This is a genomic window from Ruegeria atlantica (assembly GCF_947495585.1).
GTDB lineage: Bacteria > Pseudomonadota > Alphaproteobacteria > Rhodobacterales > Rhodobacteraceae > Ruegeria > Ruegeria atlantica_G.
In genome coordinates, this window is the sequence record NZ_CANLZK010000002.1 from 379,089 (window position 1) to 397,328 (window position 18,240).

Below are 18,240 nucleotides of genomic sequence, written 5' to 3' on the forward strand. Positions count from 1 at the left end.
TCCATGACAAACGGTCCAATTGATCTTGATATCTTCGCTGAACTCAAGGACGCGACAGGCGACGAATTTGCCGCCGAGCTTGTGAACACCTTCCTCGACGAAGCCCCTGGCATGATCGCCGAATTGAAAGCGGCTGTCGACGCGTCTGACGCTGATGGATATCGCCGCGCGGCTCATTCCATTAAGTCGAATGCAAACACCTTTGGTGCGACTGCACTGGCCGAGTTGGCCAGAAAAATCGAGCTCGGGGACATACCAGCGACTGGCGACCTTACAGATGCGAAAGCTCTGGAGGCCGCTTTCGCCAAAGCTGCTGCGGCCCTGCGGACCCTGAACAATGACTGATACACCCGGCCATCTCCTCATCGTTGATGACAACAAAGTCAATCGGCTACTCCTGTCTCGCAATGTTGAACTGTTGGGGCACAAAGCCTCTGTCGCGGAGAACGGCCTTGTCGCGATGGAGATGTTGTCGAGTCAGTCCTATGACCTGCTTCTACTCGATATCGAAATGCCGGAAATGGACGGGTTTCAGGTTCTGGAGGCAATCAATGCGGACCCCGACCTGCGCGAATTGCCGGTAATTGTGACCTCCTCTGTCGAAGGGCTCGACAATATTGTGCGCTGCATCGAGTTAGGCGCAGAAGACTACTTGCCCAAGCCGGTGAACAAGACGCTTCTCAGCGCCCGCGTCTCCAGCGGCATTGAAAAGAAGCGATTGCGGGACGAACAAAGACGCCTGCTCGAACGTTTCGCGACCACAGAAGTTGCGCAAGACCTGCAAGAGTCTGGCTTTGCCATCGGTGGCAAACGTGCAAACGCTTCGGTTCTTTTTTGCGACATTCGCGGTTTCACAGCCCTTTCGGAAAACCTAGCACCCGAGGCAACAATTGATCTGCTCAACACCTTCTACACGTTGATGTTCGAGGCGGTGACCAGCAATGGCGGTATTGTCAGCCTGATGCTGGGTGACGGGTTGATGGCTCTCTTCGGTGTTCCACAACCTCTGAACAATACAGCCCAAAGTGCAGTAGCTGCGGGGCATGAAATGCATAGCATGATAGAGATGCTGAATCACGAACGGCTCGCGGATGGAGAACGGAATCTCAGGATCGGTATCGGTATCGCCACAGGCGAAGTCGTCGCGGGCTATGCCGGCACTGACAACCGGGCGACCTATACCTGTATCGGATCCGCGGTAAATCTCGCAGCCCGATTGGAAGCGGAAACCCAGAACACCGGAAGCCGGATTTTGGTCGATCAAGAGACCCTGGATCTGCTCGACGGAGTTGATATTCAGGAGACATTTGGCGGGACCCAGATCAAGGGCTTCTCCGATCCATTCGACATTCACGCTTTGTGATCTTCCGACACGAGTATCGTTTCTCAGATATCATTTCCTGAAAGATCGTTTACTATTAACCTCCCCGCCGTCGCAGCCACTCAATTTGGATTCGCGAAAACGGTTTGAATTTTTTACGCCGACCATTTGGGACAACCCCGTATGGTCACCAAATGAAACTGGCCTTGCGTTGTGCAAACGAAGGACCATTTTGTCTGAGTTCCACCATGTAAACAGGTTCATGCCTGCTGCCAGCACCAATGCGAACAGCATGCCGCCCGCTCCTGCCAGAAGGTATCCCAACCCCATGAACAAGGCCGTCATTGCGGCCATCAATAATGCAGTCTTCGTATAACCCATTCGATGCAGACCTCTACGCGGCTCATACATGATGTGTGATCAATACGTTCATGTTGCAATGATTGTCGCCCCGATCTGCGGCAATGGGGGCTATTACGCTGAGCAAATGGCGATTTCCCTTCGAACTGAACTAGAAATAAATCTTTTAAACTCAATAGTATAAGCCTGAAATCTCACTAAAGAACGTATTACGATGTGTGAACAACCTTACTTTCAAGAAGTTGGGTTTCTGACAGTATAGACCTGCGTGTTTCAACAAGTGTTGTTGGTTAGAAGATGTATTTTACCAAATTCGAAGAACCGTTTTGCGCGGACGATGACATCCGCAAAGATGAGTTTGCCCGGAAATATCCGTTGCTGGACAATGGGTCTGTACATGCGCAGTGGAAGAAAGGTTCCTGGCAAATCACGCGAATAGGTGAGATCTGGAAGAGGACCGGAAAGGTCTTTTCTGTCCCATATGAAGGCATCGACGCGTACCCATCTTTCCAGTTCGCAGAAGACGGAACTCCGCTTCCTTTGATGGAAACTGTGTTAAAGGCGCTGCCGGCCGATATGACGCCCTGGCAACGAGCTTTTTGGATGACCTCTCCTAAGGCTGAACTTGGAGGGTGCAATCCCGCGAACTCAATTCAAACTGACGATAACCGTGTGGTCGACGTGGCAAGTAAATTCGGTGAAGATTTTCTCAACTAAATGAGTTCCCAACAAGGAAATTCGACTACAGGTGGGATTTCTTGCCGATCTATTGCCGTCCATAGCAACAGAGCCACAATGCTTTTCGAACAAAACTTCAGATTGGCCAACCTATCAAAGCCAGCGCCATGTTGGGCTTGAGCAAAATGACCTCGTCTCCGTGTTGAATTTGTAGAGAGTGCAACTGCGGAAGATTACTTACCGCATCAATCAGCGCCACCGTTTGTCCCCGCGCAGTGTGCGGATCAGCCATTGCGGTTACCAACAGAGACCTTCGGCAAGTAGTCATGGCGTTCACTTGGAAGTCGATCTCCGAGTGTCCAGACACCTATCGCGCCTTGCTCAACCCAGTTTGTTGCCAAGCTGACGAACGAACATGAAGAATTGGCGTTTGACGAATTCTCTCATGTGGACTTCTACTACAAGCCTGAGGCAGTGAAAGCGTCGACTGATGCTGTGGCAGAGTTTTTCAGCAAATGACCCCATAAGGCAGAGGTCAACAGCTGGCCTCCGCCTAATTCGTACCGACGTTCTTTTGCGCAGCATTCGAGAGTTTGGGCTCAATGCGGTCTTTTGCTAAATTTTCCAGAGAGGCCGCATTGCGGACAAAACGGCCTTTCGCAACAACACTCTTAAGGTACAAGCAGACCGAGGTAACTCCGTTCCTTCCAGTATGAAAGTATCGTGCAAGTGTACGCAAAGATCGTTTCAACGGATGCAGCTAAACGAACTAAAACTTCAAGATTTTTGCGCGACAATATAGCGGCTCTGGAGCATTGAGGCTTGATCAGAAGTATAATGCACGTCGAAGCCTGCGGACGCGATTTTCCTTTCAAGCACTGATCCAGACACAAAATGCACAAACGGGGCTTTCCCAAGAGCCTTCAAGACTGGGATGGCGATCCGACTGATCATCGCATACTTGAAACCACCGCTCTCAGGTGCGCAGACGGTTTTGGATATGAAAAGCCCACCGGGTTTTGTAAGCGCGGAAATGTGCTCGAGCGCTTGGTCCAAATCGGGCAGAAGATGAAGCAAATTATGCGCCAAGATCGCATCGTAAGAACCTTCATCTAAACCGTGCTCAAGAACTTCAGCCACCTTGAAAGTGACGTTCTCCAATCCTTCTTTAGCACGCTTCTCATCGGCAATCTTGATCATGCCCGGAGCGAGATCCGTGGCAGTGACATGGGCGACATGCGGTGCAAGCAGCAGCGCGGTTGAACCCGTCCCGCACCCGATTTCCAGTACGTTGTCCTCCGCTTTCAGGTAGGACTTCGTAAGCTCGAGTGTTTTCAGATACCCTTCCATATTGCGGATTGGGTCTGCCGCGTACTTTTGCGAGATTTTGCTCCAGAACGCAGCATCCTTGGACAAAGCAGTCATTTCATTACTCTCAAAAAAGGTTGTTGCCGTATCCTTTACTTCCAAACAATCATTTATGGAATTGCCGCAATTTGCAGAAGTGTTATGCATAAATGCATGAACTGGAAAGCAATCAATTTCGACTGGAACCAGGTACGGTCCTTTCTTGCGACAGCCGAAGAAGGCTCGTTTTCTGCAGCGGCACGCGTTCTTGAGCAAACTCAACCCACTGTTGGCCGTCAAGTTGCTGCGCTGGAAACGGCCCTTGGCATCACCCTGTTTGAAAGAGTCGGCAAGTCGCTTAATTTGACGACTGCTGGCGCCGAGCTTTTGTTGCATGTCAGAGAAATGGCGGATGTGGCGAACAGGATTTCTCTTACTGCGACAAGCCAGTCGCAAGCTGTTGAAGGGCAAGTCAGGATTACTGCGTCCGATGTGATGTCTGCTTATCAGCTGCCACCTATACTGAAAACGATCCGACTTGCGGCACCGCGACTAGAGATCGACATCGTTGCTGCAAATGACATACGAGACCTACAGCGACGTGAGGCTGATATCGCAATCCGACATGTGCGTCCAACTCAGCCGGATCTGACAGCAAAGCTTGTCGCCGAGGCCACGGCCCATTTTTACGCAGCACCTTCGTACCTTGATCAGGTGGGACGGCCGAAAAATGAAAACGAACTTGCGAAATTGGACTTTGTCGGGTTTGGGGACATCGACACGATGATCGGTTTTCTCGATCCGGCGGGCATTAAAGTAACACGAAAGAGCTTCAGGATTGGCTCACAAAGCGGGATTGTATCCTGGCAACTGGTGCGCCAAGGTTTTGGCATAAGTGTAATGTCGGATGATGTGGCTGCCTTAACACCTGGTGTGGAGCGCGTGCTCCCCGACCGCGAGCCGTTTAAGTTCCCGATTTGGCTGGCGACACACTCCGAGTTACATACCGCACGAAGGATCAGGTTGGTGTTTGATCAACTAGCGGACCAACTTAGCGCAGGGGCCATCAGGTAATCCGGGAGTTCGTTCTATGTCACAGGCTATTTCAACGCTTCACTTGCTATGCGGCAAAGTCGCTTCTGGAAAATCTACTCTGGCAGCGGAACTAGCGGAAAGAGACGCAGTCGTGCTCATTTCGGAAGATGAATGGCTTAGCGCCCTGTTTGGCGACCAGATGAAGTCCCTGCAGGACTACGTGAATTGCGCTTTGAAACTGCGACCGGTCATGGGGCGTCACGTGGCTTCTTTGCTGAAGGCTGGCGTTTCAGTGGTTCTCGATTTTCCAGCTAACACAATTGAAAATAGAGCTTGGATGCGCGACTTGCTGAAAGACACTACTGCGCAGCACCACCTTCACTTTTTGGATTTGCCAGATGAGGTTTGTCTGCACCGGCTGCATAAGCGCAACAGAGAAGGCGCGCATGCCTTTGCACCAACAGAAGATCAATATCGCCGTATTGCGCGGCATTTCGTGCCACCATCACCCGAAGAAGGTTTTAACATCATAACTCACCGTCAGTAGCGGCGGCACCAAACATGTTTCGAGCACCTACTCTGCATCGACGGATGAACGACTGCTTTGGGCTCTAAGCCGACTTTCGATGAGGCCGACGGAAACGGCCGCTTTGGGCCGTTTGCCTCCTTCGGAAATTTCGATGGGAGAGGCGAGCTTCGCCGACCACGAACGGTGGCGGCATGCGAAATAAACCAGAAATTTGGAGTGCAAAGTTACTGTTGAATCCGAGTGCACAGTTTTTGGTAACGACGCCGAATCTTCACTGCAATTTCGTGCGCCACAGTGCGGTGTTATGCGCGTCCCTACAGCTTATTGTAGGTGCGCCCATAGCATTGCATTTCGCCTAAAGGTTTGCGTCTTTGGCCCAAAACTTTGGACGCAATAGCCACCAATTGAATTTTGAATTCAAAGTTAATTGCGCACTGTACAAATTTTGGTTGGTCCCATGCCATTGTCGTGGCTCCCGTGAAGCTCGAAGACTGCCGCTTCCAGCCCTAACCGGACGTTCCCATCTGAACTTTGCAAATCCCGATAAGCGGACAAACCAGGCTTTCGCGATTGGACAAAGCATGTCCGCTTAGCGCCAGTCTCCGACCTTGGCGTCAGGATGTCTGAAAGCGCACTTGACCTACTTTGCACTCATGTCTCCCAAGGAGGCTTTGTGCCAATCTCAGCGACCAGAAAATCCATGAACACCCGCACTTTGGGGGACAGCACGTTGGACTTGGGATAGATCAACCACAAGACATTGTCTTCGCTGGCCTCAAAGCTTGGGAGAACCCGTATCAATCGGCCTGATTTTAGTTGATCGTGCACGCTCCATAGAGCGTTCAAGGAAATACCGGCTCCGGCTAATGTGGCGTGAACCTGGCATTGACCGTCATCGATAATCAATTGACCTTTGGCTGATGCGGGATCGAAAATGGCGTTCTCGCCTGCCGGTCCTGTCAGTGGTCGCGGTTGTCGGTTTTGGAAAGCGATCAGATGGTGGTTTGTCAAATCGGCTGGTGTATCGAGAACGCCGTGCGTGTCGAGGTAGTGCGGCGCGGCACAAAGAATACGCTGGTCATCAGCCAGTTTGCGACCCTTAAGGCTGCTGTCGACAAGTGGCGCGTTCCTGAGTGCCAGATCATAGCTTCCTTCGATCAGGTCGAACTGCACATCCGACAGACGTAGATCTATTGTGAGGTCGGGGTGCTGTTCAAGGAACTTAGGCAGGATTGGCGCAATGTAGAGCTGTGCAAAACTGCTTGGCGCAGCGAAGCGCAACGTGCCCTTGATGGTTGTTTTTTGCTTGCCCAGAGCCGCAAGTGCGGCCTCTTCCTGCGCGATGATTTCTCGGGCGAAAGGCAGGAAATCGGCACCTTCAACTGACAGCGACACTTTGCGTGTAGTGCGATGCAGCAATTCGGAACCCAAGCTCTGCTCCAACTTGGCGAGCTTTGCGCTTGAGACGGCCGGGGCCATTCCAAATGCGCGCCCCGCCGCGCTGATGTTCAACATTTCTGCCGCTCTTACAAATAATCGCAGCGCGTCTGTATCAATTCCCATTATGTGGCAAACCCGAATTATCAATCCGTGAATAGGTAGTTTATATGCAATTGGATTGACGTTAAATCCCTCTCATCGATGCAATGAAGCATGGGAAGGAGGCGCAAATGGCGTGGACAGCCACAGTCAACTACCACGTTCACAAACCCTATCGGCAAGCATTTGAGCTAGATGAAGGCGGGACTGCTGGTAGTCTGGTGTCCCCCGAACTGACCTCCGCGGTTGTTGCACTGGAAGATACCCGCGCGACTACCAACACAGTTGCATTTGCCTCTGATGCCGTTGAATTCATATCGCTAGAAACGCAGGCTCGGGATTTTGCCGGAGAGGCTTGGAAACCGGTATACGATGCTGAGCTGACAGCGACGTTGTCGGACAGGTTGGGCGTGCGCGAGGTTGTAGTTTTTGATCACACTGGTCGGACGGATGACTCCCATGCAACGCGCAAATGCATCGAGAGCCGCACTTTGGTGCTCTACTAAAGGAACCCAGAGATGTTGGATAAAGTGCAGCCTACTGAGTTTGCCCAGATCAACGTGGCCTACAACCGGGTGTTCCGTCCCGGACGACTGAGCGTTGGCCTTGTGTTGCCTCTCGAAGCCTATGCCGTCGACGCAGAGCCGACGCTACGGGGACACCTGAAAGCGGCTCAGAAAGCCGAGGAACTTGGGTTTGCAGCACTTTGGCTGCGCGACGTACCTTTCAATGTTCCAAGCTTTGGTGATCCCGGACAAGTTTACGATCCATTTGTCTATCTGGGGGCTCTGGCAACAGTGACAGACCGGATTGCGCTTGGAACGTCGAGTGTCATCCTGCCATTGCGTCACCCTGCGCATGTGGCCAAAGCAGCGGCGACCGCAGATATGCTCTCGAGTGGTCGGTTACTGTTGGGCGTTGCTTCAGGTGACCGCCCCGAGGAGTACCCGGCGATGAACCACAGCTTTGACGACCGAGGGGCACGTTTCCGCGACAGCATTGACTACATTCGCGCGGTTGGAACGGCCTATCCCAAGTATGATAGCGCTCAGGGCACGCTGTCTGGCGGTATTGACCTATTGCCAAAGCCGCATGGCACACGACTGCCGATGCTCATCACCGGTGGTAGCCAGCAATCACCCGATTGGGTAGCGCAGAACGGGGACGGTTGGATGACCTATCCTCGCAACGCGGTGGCTCAGGGCCAAGTCATCGCAGACTACCGGCGACGCGTGAAAGCAGCGGGCGAACCGGATAAGCCTGTTATGCAATCGCTCTATGTCGATGTCGTTGCCGACCCCGCTGCGCCTCCGCGTCCGATCCATCTTGGGTTTCAGTCTGGCACCGATTTCCTTCGCAGCTATCTGCGCGAGGTTGAAACGCTCGGGGTCAATCACGTCGCCCTGAACCTTCGGTTCAATCAAGCATCTATCGTTTCAACCCTCGAACACCTGGCAGACACTTTGCTGTCTGACTTTTCCTAAAGGATCAGACCGATGACCAAAACTATTCTCATCACAGGCTCGACCGACGGCATTGGCTTGCTCACAGCAAAGAAGCTGGCCGCCGATGGGCACAAAGTGCTTTTGCATGGTCGCAGTGTACCCAAATTGGAGAGCGCAGCTGCCGCTGTCGGAGGCGATGTCGAAACCTATGCCGCTGATCTGAGCGATCTGTCCGCGGTTCGAAAACTGGCCGAAAGCATACGGGCCGAACATGACAGGTTGGATGTATTGATCAACAACGCAGGTGTGCTGAAAGCCCCGCAAACTGTGCTTGAGAACGGACTGGACATCCGCTTTGTCGTCAACACGCTCGCTCCGTATTTGCTGACCGAGTTGCTGCTGCCTATCATTCCTGCTGACGGGCGTGTCGTGAACTTGTCATCGGCGGCGCAGGCCCCGGTGAACATCCGGGCCATGCAGGGCAATGTTCCGCTTGCGGATATGGAAGCCTATGCTCAAAGCAAGCTGGCCATCACCATCTGGACCCGTGAATGGGCGAGATCGCAAACCGAGGCACCGGTATTGGTTGCTGTAAATCCCGGATCACTATTGGCCTCAAAAATGGTGAAAGAGGGCTTCGGCGTTGCCGGGAACGACATGAGCATAGGTGCTGATGTTCTTGTTGATGCGGCGTTGGGTGAGCAGTTCGCTGGTGCGTCGGGTGCATATTTCGACAATGATAGTGGAGCCTTCGCAAATCCGCATGCTGCGGCGCTGGACAAAGGTCACGTTGCAGACGTCATGAACACAATTAGAGGCTTGATCAGCCAGACTGCCTGACCAACGCGGCGCGAAAGCGCCTCGTACTTCCACCATTAACTCTCCCCTGACCCTCGCGCATGCCGCGTCGAGGCCCAAGAAAGGACTGCCTGATGAAATACGAGAACTTTCAAACCTTTGACGTAGCCGTTGAGAACGGTATCGCTACAGTGACATTCAACTTTGGCTCCGTGAATGTGCAGGGCCAGGAAATGCTGGCAGATCTCAACAGTCTGGCCATGCGGCTGGAGCGTGATCGCGACACCAAGGTCGTAATCTTTCAATCTGCCAATCCGGAAATCTGGGTCTGCCACTACGACACCGACCTGCTCAAGGACATGTCGACTGAGGCAGTATCCCGCGAGGATGCGCAGCTTTTGGATCTGCAGGCGGTCTGCGAGCGGATCAGCAAGGTTCCACAGGCCACCATCGCAAAGCTGGAAGGGTTTGCACGCGGCGGCGGTCACGAATTGGCGTTGGCGCTGGATATGCGCTTTGCGGCGCGGGGCAAGTACAAGTTCATGCAGATGGAGGTTGGCATGGGCATCTTGCCCTGTGGCGGCGGTGCCTCGCGCATGGCGCGTCAAACCGGTCTTGGCAAAGCGCTCGAGATCATCCTGAGCGCGCAAGACTACGACGCGGATGATGCCGAGCGTTTGGGCACCATCAACAAGGCGTTGGAGCCGGATGAAATTGGTCCCTACGTGACCGCTCTGGCCGAACGGATCGCAAAATTCCCGGCAGAGTCGATCAATGCCTGCAAGCAGATGGTCTACGAATCCATCGACAAACCAATTGATGCGGCGCTGAAGGCCGAAGCCTATTGGCTCTATCAGGCCACCAGCAAAACTCCGGCGGTCAAACGATTCACCATCGCGGATGAACAAGGCCTGGAACACGACATCGAAAACCAGCGCAAGTGGGGCGATCTGGTGATGCAGGTGCAGGACATCAACTGATCCCCCGAACCAAACCATCACGGAAGAAAAGGAATACCCCAATGAAAGCAATGGTTTTAAATACCTACGGACCCGATGCACCGTTCGAGCTTGCTGAAGTGCCCGACCCGGTCGCGATACCTGGGCATGTGGTCGTCAAAGTGGCCGCGACTAGCGTCAATACCGTCGATACAATGATCCACAGCATGGGCGCGGACCTGCCCCTGTCCCCCAAATTGCCGGCTGTGCTTGGTATGGACTTTGCTGGCACGGTCATCGCGATTGGCGAAGGCGTGACAGGTTTTGCCATAGGCGATGAGGTGTTCGGCTGCGCCGGTGGTTTGGTGGACCTTCCGGGCTCTCTGGCACAGTACATCAATGCAGATGCCCGCCTGATTGCACATAAGCCCAAGACTCTGGGCATGCGGGAAGCCGCCGCTCTACCTCTCGTTGGCATCACGGCCTACGAAGGTTTAACCCGCGCCGGTGTTGGCGAAGGGCAGACTGTTCTGGTTCAGGGCGGCGCAGGTGGCGTTGGTCATGTCGCGGTTCAAATCGCCCGTCATCTTGGCGCAAACGTGTCCGCGACAGGCCGCGGCGCAGATCAGTTGTCCTTGATCGAGGGTCTTGGTGCGCGTCCCCTAGATTTTACAACGCAAACAGTCGAGGACTTTGTTGCCGAGCATACTGATGGCGTAGGCTTCGATGTGGTGTTTGACAGCGTTGGTGGGCCAAATATGACAAACTCATTCGCCGCGGCCAAACTTAATGGTCAAATTGCCTCAACGGTCGCGATGGTCGAGATTGATTTGACGCCTGCGCATTTCAAAGGTCTGTCTCTGCACGTCGTTTTCATGCTGATCCCAATGATGCACGATGTCGGGCGGCAAACCCATGGAGACATCTTGCGGTCGTTGGCGGATCTGGTGGATTCTGGCAGGCTCAAGCCAATTGTCGACGAACAGAAGTTTGGGTGGGGCAATGTCGATGCCGCCTATGCGCATCTAACGCATGGAGGTGCCGTCGGAAAAGTCGTTGTGGAACTATGATCTGATCCGGTTGGGGTTGGTGCGCGTAAGATGACCTTGCGCACCAACTCAGTTTGAGCTGCAATTGATGTCGCCTTTCAGTGCTTAGCTGACTTCAGTGCAAACTCCAGCATAGGTTACTTTGGGCTCGATGCGGACCTTCGCTGCAGTACATCCGAACGACCACTCTGCGGACAAAGTTGCCTTTCGCGGCAGCGCAGCAAATGCACGCTAAGGGAGATCTACCTGCAATAAACCACTGCATTCTGAAAAGAGTTGGATCAGCAGGTGTCATTTCTGTCAAAGGCAATACAGACGTTTGGCCGCCAAAAAACAGCCCGTGTTTACAGCGTTTTCTTGATTAGCGCCTCGTATCTCAGCATGATCCCGTTATGGCGATTGAAATCGACAAATGGCTGGACGATCTCGAACTGGGACAATACTCAGACGCTTTTGCACGGCATGATATCGACGCGCGTGTACTACCATTGCTGTCAAACGACGACCTTAAAGAGCTTGGGGTTAGTCTGGGCCACCGAAAAATCATCCTGGCAGCGGTTCAGGAATTGACTGGCCAAAAGCACTGGTCTCAACCGCCACAAGCCGTAGACGCGGATGCAGGCGAAGTCGGCCGGGTCCCCATTTCGGATGAATCGCAAGGCGTGACCTTATCCGCAAGGAAGCCTGCTTCATTAGCGCTCGCAGAGAGGCGTCACTTAACAGTTTTGTTTGCTGATCTCGTCGCCTCGACTGAGTTGACTAACCGGTTTGATCCCGAAGACATGCGCGAACTGCTGCAGAGCTACCAGGATGCGGTTGCAGGTGCAGTTAGCAGGTATGGCGGCTACGTCTCGAAGTATTTGGGCGACGGTCTCCTGGTGTTTTTTGGCTGGCCGACGGCATATGAAGATCATGCAGTTCGGGCTGTAAAGGCTGGTCTTGAGGCCGTTCGGCGGGTCAGAGAGCTTAAAACACCTGACGGTGAGCGTTTGTCAGCCAGGTTAGGTATCGCGAGTGGCGACGTGGTAGTTGGCGATACGATCGGTGAAAACACCTACGAAGAAGGGGCCATGACGGGGCCAATTGTCAATCTGGCAGCGCGGCTTCAGGAACACGCAGAACCGAACTCAGTTGTTTTATCTGCTGAGGAGACCGAAGAAACTTTGCATCGGCTATTTGAGTTTACGTCTCTTGGACAAACCGAGCTGAAAGGTTTCAAAGAACCACGGACCCTTTTGACTGTCGTATCAGAACACAGCGCGGAAAGCCGGTTTCGAGCGTCTTATAGGGACGAAAGTGGCAGCGTCATGATTGGTCGCGACTACGAAAAAGGTATCCTTTTACAATCATGGCTGCGTGCGCAGAACAGTCAGGGAGAGGTTGTTCTGCTTGCCGGTGAAGCTGGAATCGGTAAATCGCGATTGGCGGAAGAGTTTCTCGCTAATGCCGTAGCGGCTAGCGAAGCTGATATTATCAGGCTGAACTGCTCTCCTTACCTTTCCAGTAGCCCGTTCCACCCCGTCGCCCAGAGGATTTCTCAGGATGCTGGTGTGGGGACAGATTTTGATGACGATCAAATTCTCGATCTTGTCAAAAAAATGTTGGAAAGCCGGGAGGGCTTGGAATGGGAAAAGGTTCTGCCCGTCTTTGCCGCGCTGGTTGCGCCTCACAGTGCTCTTGCCCGAAGCGTTCTCGATATGTCACCGCAGGAGCAACGTGACCTCACGATTCAGACGTTAATCCACACGGTTCAGGTACGCGCAAGCACGCGTCCTGTTATTCTTTGTGTTGAGGACGCGCATTGGATTGATCCTTCCACCCAAGCTCTTTTGGATCGCTTCAAAGCAATTTGCGCAGATCTGCCTTTGATGATTTTGATCACCCACAGGCCCGGCTGGGAACTTGCCCATGATGACGGCGAAGCGCACGTACATACGCTCCAGCTGCGTCGGTTTGATACGACCCATGTCTCGAACCTAGTTCTCAATGTTACCGGAAAAGCACCGGACGATGCGCTAATCGCCACAATCATTGAAAAGACGGACGGCGTGCCATTGTTCGTCGAGGAGTTGGCCCGGGCGATTGTTGAGGCGGGTGAGCACGGGCAGGTCCACATACCTTCGTCTTTGAAAGGCACGCTGATGGCACGTCTTGACGCAGTCTCACCAGAGGCCAAACAAGTAGCGTTAACAGGAGCCGTCATTGGACGGGAGTTCGAGCCTAGCTTGCTGGCTTCCGCAATAGGTCTTGCCAGTGCGGAAATTCAATCTCGTATAGAAGAGCTTTCTCGAACGGGTTTGATCTTTGAAAGCGGGCACAATCGAGGGTATTTCGTTTTCCGTCATGCCCTTATTCGGGATACCGCCTATCAATCCATGTTGGGCTCAACCCGCAGGCAACAACACGCAAACGTGGCCCGTGCTTTGATGCAGTTGCGGTCAGCAGAGATTGAACGCCGGCCCGAGTTGGTTGCCCGCCATCTTTCAGAGGCCGAAGAATGGCGTGCTGCGTTCGACAAATGGCAGACGGCAACCGAAATGGCATTGGCGCGATCCGCCAGCCAAGAGGCGATGGTCAACGCTAGGGAAACACTCAAAGCGGCTGAAAATCTTGGATCTGACAACGGCGTCGAAACGATCAAAGCCAAAATCCTGATTGGTCGCAGCCATGACAGCCTGGGTCAGTTGCCAGAGGGGATAGCGGCTTTGAAAGAGGCCTCGGACGCCGCCCGTGGAATAAACGATGTGGCGCTCGCCGCTGATGCTGCGAACCATTTTGCGGACTCGTGTATGATGTCGAGTAAGAGACACGGCGAGGCCATTGAGCTTTGTGTTAGAGCTCTAAACGACCTTCCCGACGATGACGAAGTTCGGCAGTGCAGATTGATGAGCCAACTTGCACGGGCACATATGTTTGTCGGCCAGTTTTCTGAAGGCGCACGCTTTGGTCAGCAATCAATGGAACTGGCCGCGAAACTGGGGGACTATAAATCCCAATTCTCAGTGATGATGATGCATTTTGGGGCACCATTCGTCGCACGCAAAGGAAGAGAGGTACGTCATTGGCGTGAAAATCTTGATGCGATGCATCGAGCGGCCGAAAACCTGGGGAGTATTGATCAGGGCCGGGACCGAACACTTAGTCTTTTTGTCGGGGCCGAAATGGCCGACCGCGACTTGATGGATCATTCACTCGAATTGCTGACGGAGATTTCGGAAAAGGACAACCATCTGCAACTCTACTGGGTACAGAAACACGCACGCGCCATGGTTGCAATTATGGATGGCAATTTTGAGCAGGCGGAGATGCATGCCAACGAAGCGGTGAAAATCGGTCGACAGACACATGGAGAACATGTTGAGGGCGTCTTCGGTGTTCAGATGTTTACCATCCGCCGCGAACAAAAACGGTTGCACGAAGTTGCACCGGTGATCAAGAAGCTGATGACGGATAGCCCGGAAGACATTTCCTGGAAACCAGGATTTGGCCTTATTGCCGCCGAGTTGGGATACAAGGAACCAGCTGAACGCATACTGAATGAAATGGCAGAGAATGGCTTCGATCTTCCCCTTGATGCTATGTTTTCAACTACTTTGTCTTATCTCGCTGACATTTGTGTCGCAGTCGAGCATCTGGGACATGCTGAGACCCTCTATGAAATGCTGACCCCATACGAAGAGCTAACGATCACCGCTGGGGCCACAACAGTTTGCGCCGGGGCGGCTGCAAGACGTCTGGGCAATCTGGCAGCGGTGCTGAAAAACTGGGACGCCGCTGAGAGGATGTTCCATAAGGCCATCGAAATAGACACGCGCATGAAGTGCCCACCGTGGATTGCGCACAGCAAGGCCGCGTATGCATCCGCGCTAAGGCAACGGGGTCGCACGAATGATTTGGAACTAGCGTTTCAACTAGAAGGGGAAGCGTTGGCAATTTCACAGCAATTGAGTATGGTTTTCCTTAGGTCAAAGCTCGAGGGAGTAGCTGTTTAAAGTCATTTAGATGCTTGGGGGAGCATTATGCCAAGGTACATAATTGAGAGAAATTTTGCCGAGCAGCTGAACGTCAGCGACGACGACAAAATTCACATCAAAGAGATCAATGACGAAGTCGGGGTCGAGTGGATTTTCTCGTTCCTCAGCGCAGACAAGCGCAAAACATACTGCCTGTATGAGGCCCCCGACGAGGAAAGTCTTAGAAAGGCGGCCGAGCGCCTTAACATCCCAGCCGATGTCATTACACCCGTGGATCAGATAGATCCCGGAATTTTCGCCTGAATATTCGCAGTTCAAAAACCTAATCCGAGGCGATTTATCTGCGGGACAACGCATCGGAAGTCACAACTACATGAGGCAGCCGCGCAAGAAGCCTGACCTGAAAACAGGGAGGCCTATGCATGTACGACATAAAAACACTCGACGGAATCACGGCAACTGTGAGTAAAGACGCTTTGGATGCGCTTAATTCCTCGCTTCGCGGCGGCGTCTACTTACAGGGCACTCCGGAATATGAAGGCGCAAGAACAACATGGAACAGCATGTTCGAACGTCACCCTGGGTTCGTGATCCGCGCGATGGGGGCGAGCGACGTACAGAAAGCTGTAAACTTTGTTAGAGACGCCAGCCTCATAATGTCAATCCGATCAGGTGGGCATCAAATTGCAGGTCACGCTGTTGCAGACGAGACGGTATTACTCGATCTGTCCCAGATGCAATCGGTACACGTAGACCCTGTCAACAAGACTGCTAGGGTTGCACCGGGTGCATTGCTTGGCGATGTAGATCGCGAAACTCAGGCTCATGGGCTTGCTGTCCCTGTCGGCATCAATTCGACAACTGGAATCGCTGGCCTGACTCTTGGTGGCGGCTTTGGGTGGACGACGCGGAAATTCGGAATGACGATCGACAATCTTCTGTCGGCAGAAGTTGTGACGGCAGATGGGACGATTGTCACCGCCTCGCCCACAAGCCATCCGGAGCTTTTCTGGGCCATCCGCGGTGGAGGCGGCAATTTCGGCGTCGTGACCTCATTCGAGTTCCAGTTGCATGATCTTGGGCCCGATGTTCTGTCCGGCCTGATCGTTCACCCGATCGAAAAGGCGCCAGAGCTGCTTGCAGAATTCGCAGCCATTGCAGATGATTCACCCGATGAGCTGACCGTCTGGAGCGTGATGCGAAAAGCTCCTCCTCTCCCGTTCCTACCAGAAGAGTGGCATGGTAGAGAGGTGCTAATCTTCGCGGCTTGCTACAGCGGCCCTATGAACGAGGGTGAAATAGCAATGTCGGCTTTGCGCGCGCTTGGAGAACCTATAGCCGACGTTATCTCACCTCACAAGTTTGTAGACTGGCAAGCAGCATTCGACCCTTTGCTTACACCGGGCGCTCGGAACTATTGGAAAAGCCATGATTTCGACGCGCTTTCCTCGGAAGCAATCACAGGACTTCTCGACGCGGTTTCCAGCCTTCCCGACCCTGCTTGCGAAGTATTTATAGCGCATGTAGGTGGCGCAATGGCACGCATTGAACCAGACTCAACAGCTTATCCGCAACGATCAGCACACTTCATAATGAATGTTCACACACGATGGGAAGACCCAAACAAGGATGGTGAGTGTATTGCGTGGGCGCAAGGACTTTATGATCAGATGCGGCCTCATGCGACCGGTAGCGCGTATGTAAACTTTATGCCCGAAGACGAAGCGGAACATATGGCTGGTGCATACGGCCTAAACAGCGGGAAGCTTTCGAAAATAAAGGGCAAATATGATCCAAAAAATCTGTTCAGGATCAATCACAACATAGTGCCTGAGTAGGGCCATCCGATTTAGAAAGACTGATCTGTATGGACGCATAGAGTTTATGCTTGAAATTTGACAACAAATATTTGGTTGTGCATTCAGACCACCCGATATTTTTCATGTCAAAAATGCCGATACTGTCATTGCTACTGTCAGGCGAATGCCGTGTTCCGCTGCGGCGGCAAGGGCTTTGCTGAACATTTGACCGCTTTGGGCTCAATGCGGTCGTTTGCTAAATTTTCCCGAGAGACCGCATTGCGGACAAAGCCGACCTCTCGTTCGTAATTCTTAACGTCTGCTGTTGGCCCATCGCGACGATAGTCACTATATGGCAGGTGTGGCATTTCATGCCAGTTGCTTACGGCGAAATGTCATGCATGATCATGAAAAATGATCCTGCAGGCCGTAATGATAAAAAGCCAGATCACTTTAAAGCAACTCGAAGCTTTTGCCTTTGTCGTGGACACTGGCTCCTTCCGAGCCGCCGCGACTGCTCTCGGAACAACGCAGCCTAATATCTCATCCCGGATTTCTGCTCTGGAAATGGCTTTGGATGTTGCGCTTCTTTATCGAGATGCAGGTTCCGTACGCCTGACCGAGAAGGGTCGGGAGCTCCTCGTTCTAACACGAGACATACTTCGCGCCGGAGAAGCCCTGTTGGAAGCAGCGGGACGGCAAGAGTTGATCGAAGAACGCCTTCGGCTTGGTGTCACAGAACTTGTCGCTTGCACATGGCTGCAAACGTTCCTGCGGCTATTGCGACAGGAGTACCCAAACCTGCGCGTCGAGCTGGAGGTCGATCTATCCCTTCAGATTGAGGAGCGCTTGCGCGAAGGACGGATCGATCTGGCGCTGCAGAACGGTCCCTTTGCATTTCAAGCCACCGGCGAACAGGCGTTGGCCGAGGAACCTTATGTTTGGGTCGCCAACACAGACCTTGCAAACGAGCTAGCAGGCGGGGCATCGGTCGCGCGTTTCTTTGACAAGGCCGTCTTGACCCATGCCCGTCATACGAGCGCGGCACGTGCGCTGCACGAGCTGGCTGCGACGGGTGTCTATGACGCGGGCAAGATCATTCACTCAAGCGCTCTGTCCGCGTGTCTTCCAATGGTCAATGAAGGCTTGGGGGTTGCGTTACTGCCCCGGTCGCTGGTCTCGGAAGAGATGAAAGACGGACGTTTGCAATCGCTCAAGTCGGATTGGATTGCGCCACCGCTTTCGTTTTTTGCCCGTTTCAACGCGGATCGTGCACCGCGCTTCGTTGCCAAGGCTTGTGAGATTGCAGCATCCGTTCGACCAGCGGACAAGTAAGATAACTCAAATTTATCAGGTATAGAAAATCTATTGATTTGATTTCTGCTCTCTCGCAGGACCTACTGCCCTGAATTCAAGTGGTGCAGTGGA

Annotated in this window: 17 protein-coding genes and 1 pseudogene; 14 read left to right on the forward strand and 4 right to left on the reverse strand. The window is 53.1% G+C overall.

Annotated elements, in window-relative coordinates; translation table 11 throughout:
- Positions 1–3 precede the first annotated feature (3 nt).
- Positions 4–345, forward strand: coding sequence for an Hpt domain-containing protein (locus QMP16_RS07595; protein ID WP_282151862.1), 342 nt, complete (start codon positions 4–6; stop codon positions 343–345).
- Complete coding sequence (locus QMP16_RS07600; RefSeq protein ID WP_282151863.1) at positions 338–1,363, forward strand: adenylate/guanylate cyclase domain-containing protein; 1,026 nt, start codon at positions 338–340, stop codon at positions 1,361–1,363. The genes QMP16_RS07595 and QMP16_RS07600 overlap by 8 nt, the downstream gene beginning before the upstream one ends.
- A 123-nt stretch (positions 1,364–1,486) precedes the next feature.
- Here QMP16_RS07600 and QMP16_RS07605 read toward each other — a convergent pair.
- Positions 1,487–1,702, reverse strand: a pseudogene (locus QMP16_RS07605) (protease HtpX); the annotation flags it as partial.
- Between the two features lie 276 nt (positions 1,703–1,978).
- Between QMP16_RS07605 and QMP16_RS07610 the strand changes: the two are divergent.
- Positions 1,979–2,398 (forward strand): hypothetical protein, encoded by a 420-nt coding sequence (locus tag QMP16_RS07610; RefSeq protein ID WP_282151864.1) that lies wholly within the window; start codon positions 1,979–1,981, stop codon positions 2,396–2,398.
- Between the two features lie 97 nt (positions 2,399–2,495).
- On the opposite strand, the gene QMP16_RS07615 is transcribed toward QMP16_RS07610, so the two are convergent.
- Together QMP16_RS07615 and QMP16_RS07620 are read right to left on the reverse strand one after the other, a co-directional pair.
- Positions 2,496–2,651, reverse strand: a complete 156-nt coding sequence (locus QMP16_RS07615) for a hypothetical protein (RefSeq protein WP_282151865.1) — start codon at positions 2,649–2,651, stop codon at positions 2,496–2,498.
- A 485-nt stretch (positions 2,652–3,136) separates the two neighbouring features.
- Entirely contained in the window at positions 3,137–3,874 is a 738-nt protein-coding gene (locus tag QMP16_RS07620; protein ID WP_282151866.1) for a methyltransferase domain-containing protein, read from the reverse strand.
- Between the two features lie 6 nt (positions 3,875–3,880).
- Here QMP16_RS07620 and QMP16_RS07625 point away from each other — a divergent pair, with 6 nt between their 5' ends.
- Positions 3,881–4,780: a LysR family transcriptional regulator gene (locus QMP16_RS07625; RefSeq protein ID WP_282151867.1), complete on the forward strand. Its 900-nt coding sequence runs from the start codon at positions 3,881–3,883 to the stop codon at positions 4,778–4,780.
- A 16-nt stretch (positions 4,781–4,796) separates the two neighbouring features.
- Positions 4,797–5,288: an AAA family ATPase gene (locus QMP16_RS07630; protein ID WP_282151868.1), complete on the forward strand. Its 492-nt coding sequence runs from the start codon at positions 4,797–4,799 to the stop codon at positions 5,286–5,288.
- Positions 5,289–5,921: 633 nt separating this feature from the next.
- Here QMP16_RS07630 and QMP16_RS07635 read toward each other — a convergent pair.
- Positions 5,922–6,827, reverse strand: coding sequence for a LysR family transcriptional regulator (locus QMP16_RS07635; protein WP_282151899.1), 906 nt, complete (start codon positions 6,825–6,827; stop codon positions 5,922–5,924).
- Between the two features lie 113 nt (positions 6,828–6,940).
- On the opposite strand from QMP16_RS07635, the gene QMP16_RS07640 reads away from it, so the two are divergent.
- The 9 genes from QMP16_RS07640 to QMP16_RS07680 all read left to right on the forward strand — a co-directional run bounded on the left by QMP16_RS07640 (position 6,941) and on the right by QMP16_RS07680 (position 18,147).
- Positions 6,941–7,315: a hypothetical protein gene (locus QMP16_RS07640; RefSeq protein WP_282151869.1), complete on the forward strand. Its 375-nt coding sequence runs from the start codon at positions 6,941–6,943 to the stop codon at positions 7,313–7,315.
- A 12-nt stretch (positions 7,316–7,327) separates the two neighbouring features.
- Entirely contained in the window at positions 7,328–8,293 is a 966-nt protein-coding gene (locus QMP16_RS07645; RefSeq protein WP_282151870.1) for a TIGR03571 family LLM class oxidoreductase, read from the forward strand.
- A gap of 12 nt (positions 8,294–8,305) precedes the next feature.
- Positions 8,306–9,094: an SDR family NAD(P)-dependent oxidoreductase gene (locus tag QMP16_RS07650; protein WP_282151871.1), complete on the forward strand. Its 789-nt coding sequence runs from the start codon at positions 8,306–8,308 to the stop codon at positions 9,092–9,094.
- 92 nt (positions 9,095–9,186) lie between these two features.
- Positions 9,187–10,032 (forward strand): enoyl-CoA hydratase/isomerase family protein, encoded by an 846-nt coding sequence (locus tag QMP16_RS07655; RefSeq protein WP_282151872.1) that lies wholly within the window; start codon positions 9,187–9,189, stop codon positions 10,030–10,032.
- A 41-nt stretch (positions 10,033–10,073) separates the two neighbouring features.
- Complete coding sequence (locus QMP16_RS07660) at positions 10,074–11,060, forward strand: zinc-dependent alcohol dehydrogenase family protein (protein WP_282151873.1); 987 nt, start codon at positions 10,074–10,076, stop codon at positions 11,058–11,060.
- A 371-nt stretch (positions 11,061–11,431) separates the two neighbouring features.
- On the forward strand, positions 11,432–15,031 hold the full coding sequence (locus QMP16_RS07665) for an adenylate/guanylate cyclase domain-containing protein (protein WP_282151874.1): 3,600 nt from the start codon (positions 11,432–11,434) through the stop codon (positions 15,029–15,031).
- A gap of 27 nt (positions 15,032–15,058) precedes the next feature.
- Complete coding sequence (locus QMP16_RS07670; protein WP_058274660.1) at positions 15,059–15,316, forward strand: DUF4242 domain-containing protein; 258 nt, start codon at positions 15,059–15,061, stop codon at positions 15,314–15,316.
- Between the two features lie 119 nt (positions 15,317–15,435).
- Positions 15,436–16,851, forward strand: a complete 1,416-nt coding sequence (locus QMP16_RS07675; RefSeq protein WP_282151875.1) for an FAD-binding oxidoreductase — start codon at positions 15,436–15,438, stop codon at positions 16,849–16,851.
- A gap of 375 nt (positions 16,852–17,226) precedes the next feature.
- On the forward strand, positions 17,227–18,147 hold the full coding sequence (locus tag QMP16_RS07680) for a LysR family transcriptional regulator (protein WP_282151876.1): 921 nt from the start codon (positions 17,227–17,229) through the stop codon (positions 18,145–18,147).
- The last annotated feature ends 93 nt before the right edge of the window (positions 18,148–18,240 follow it).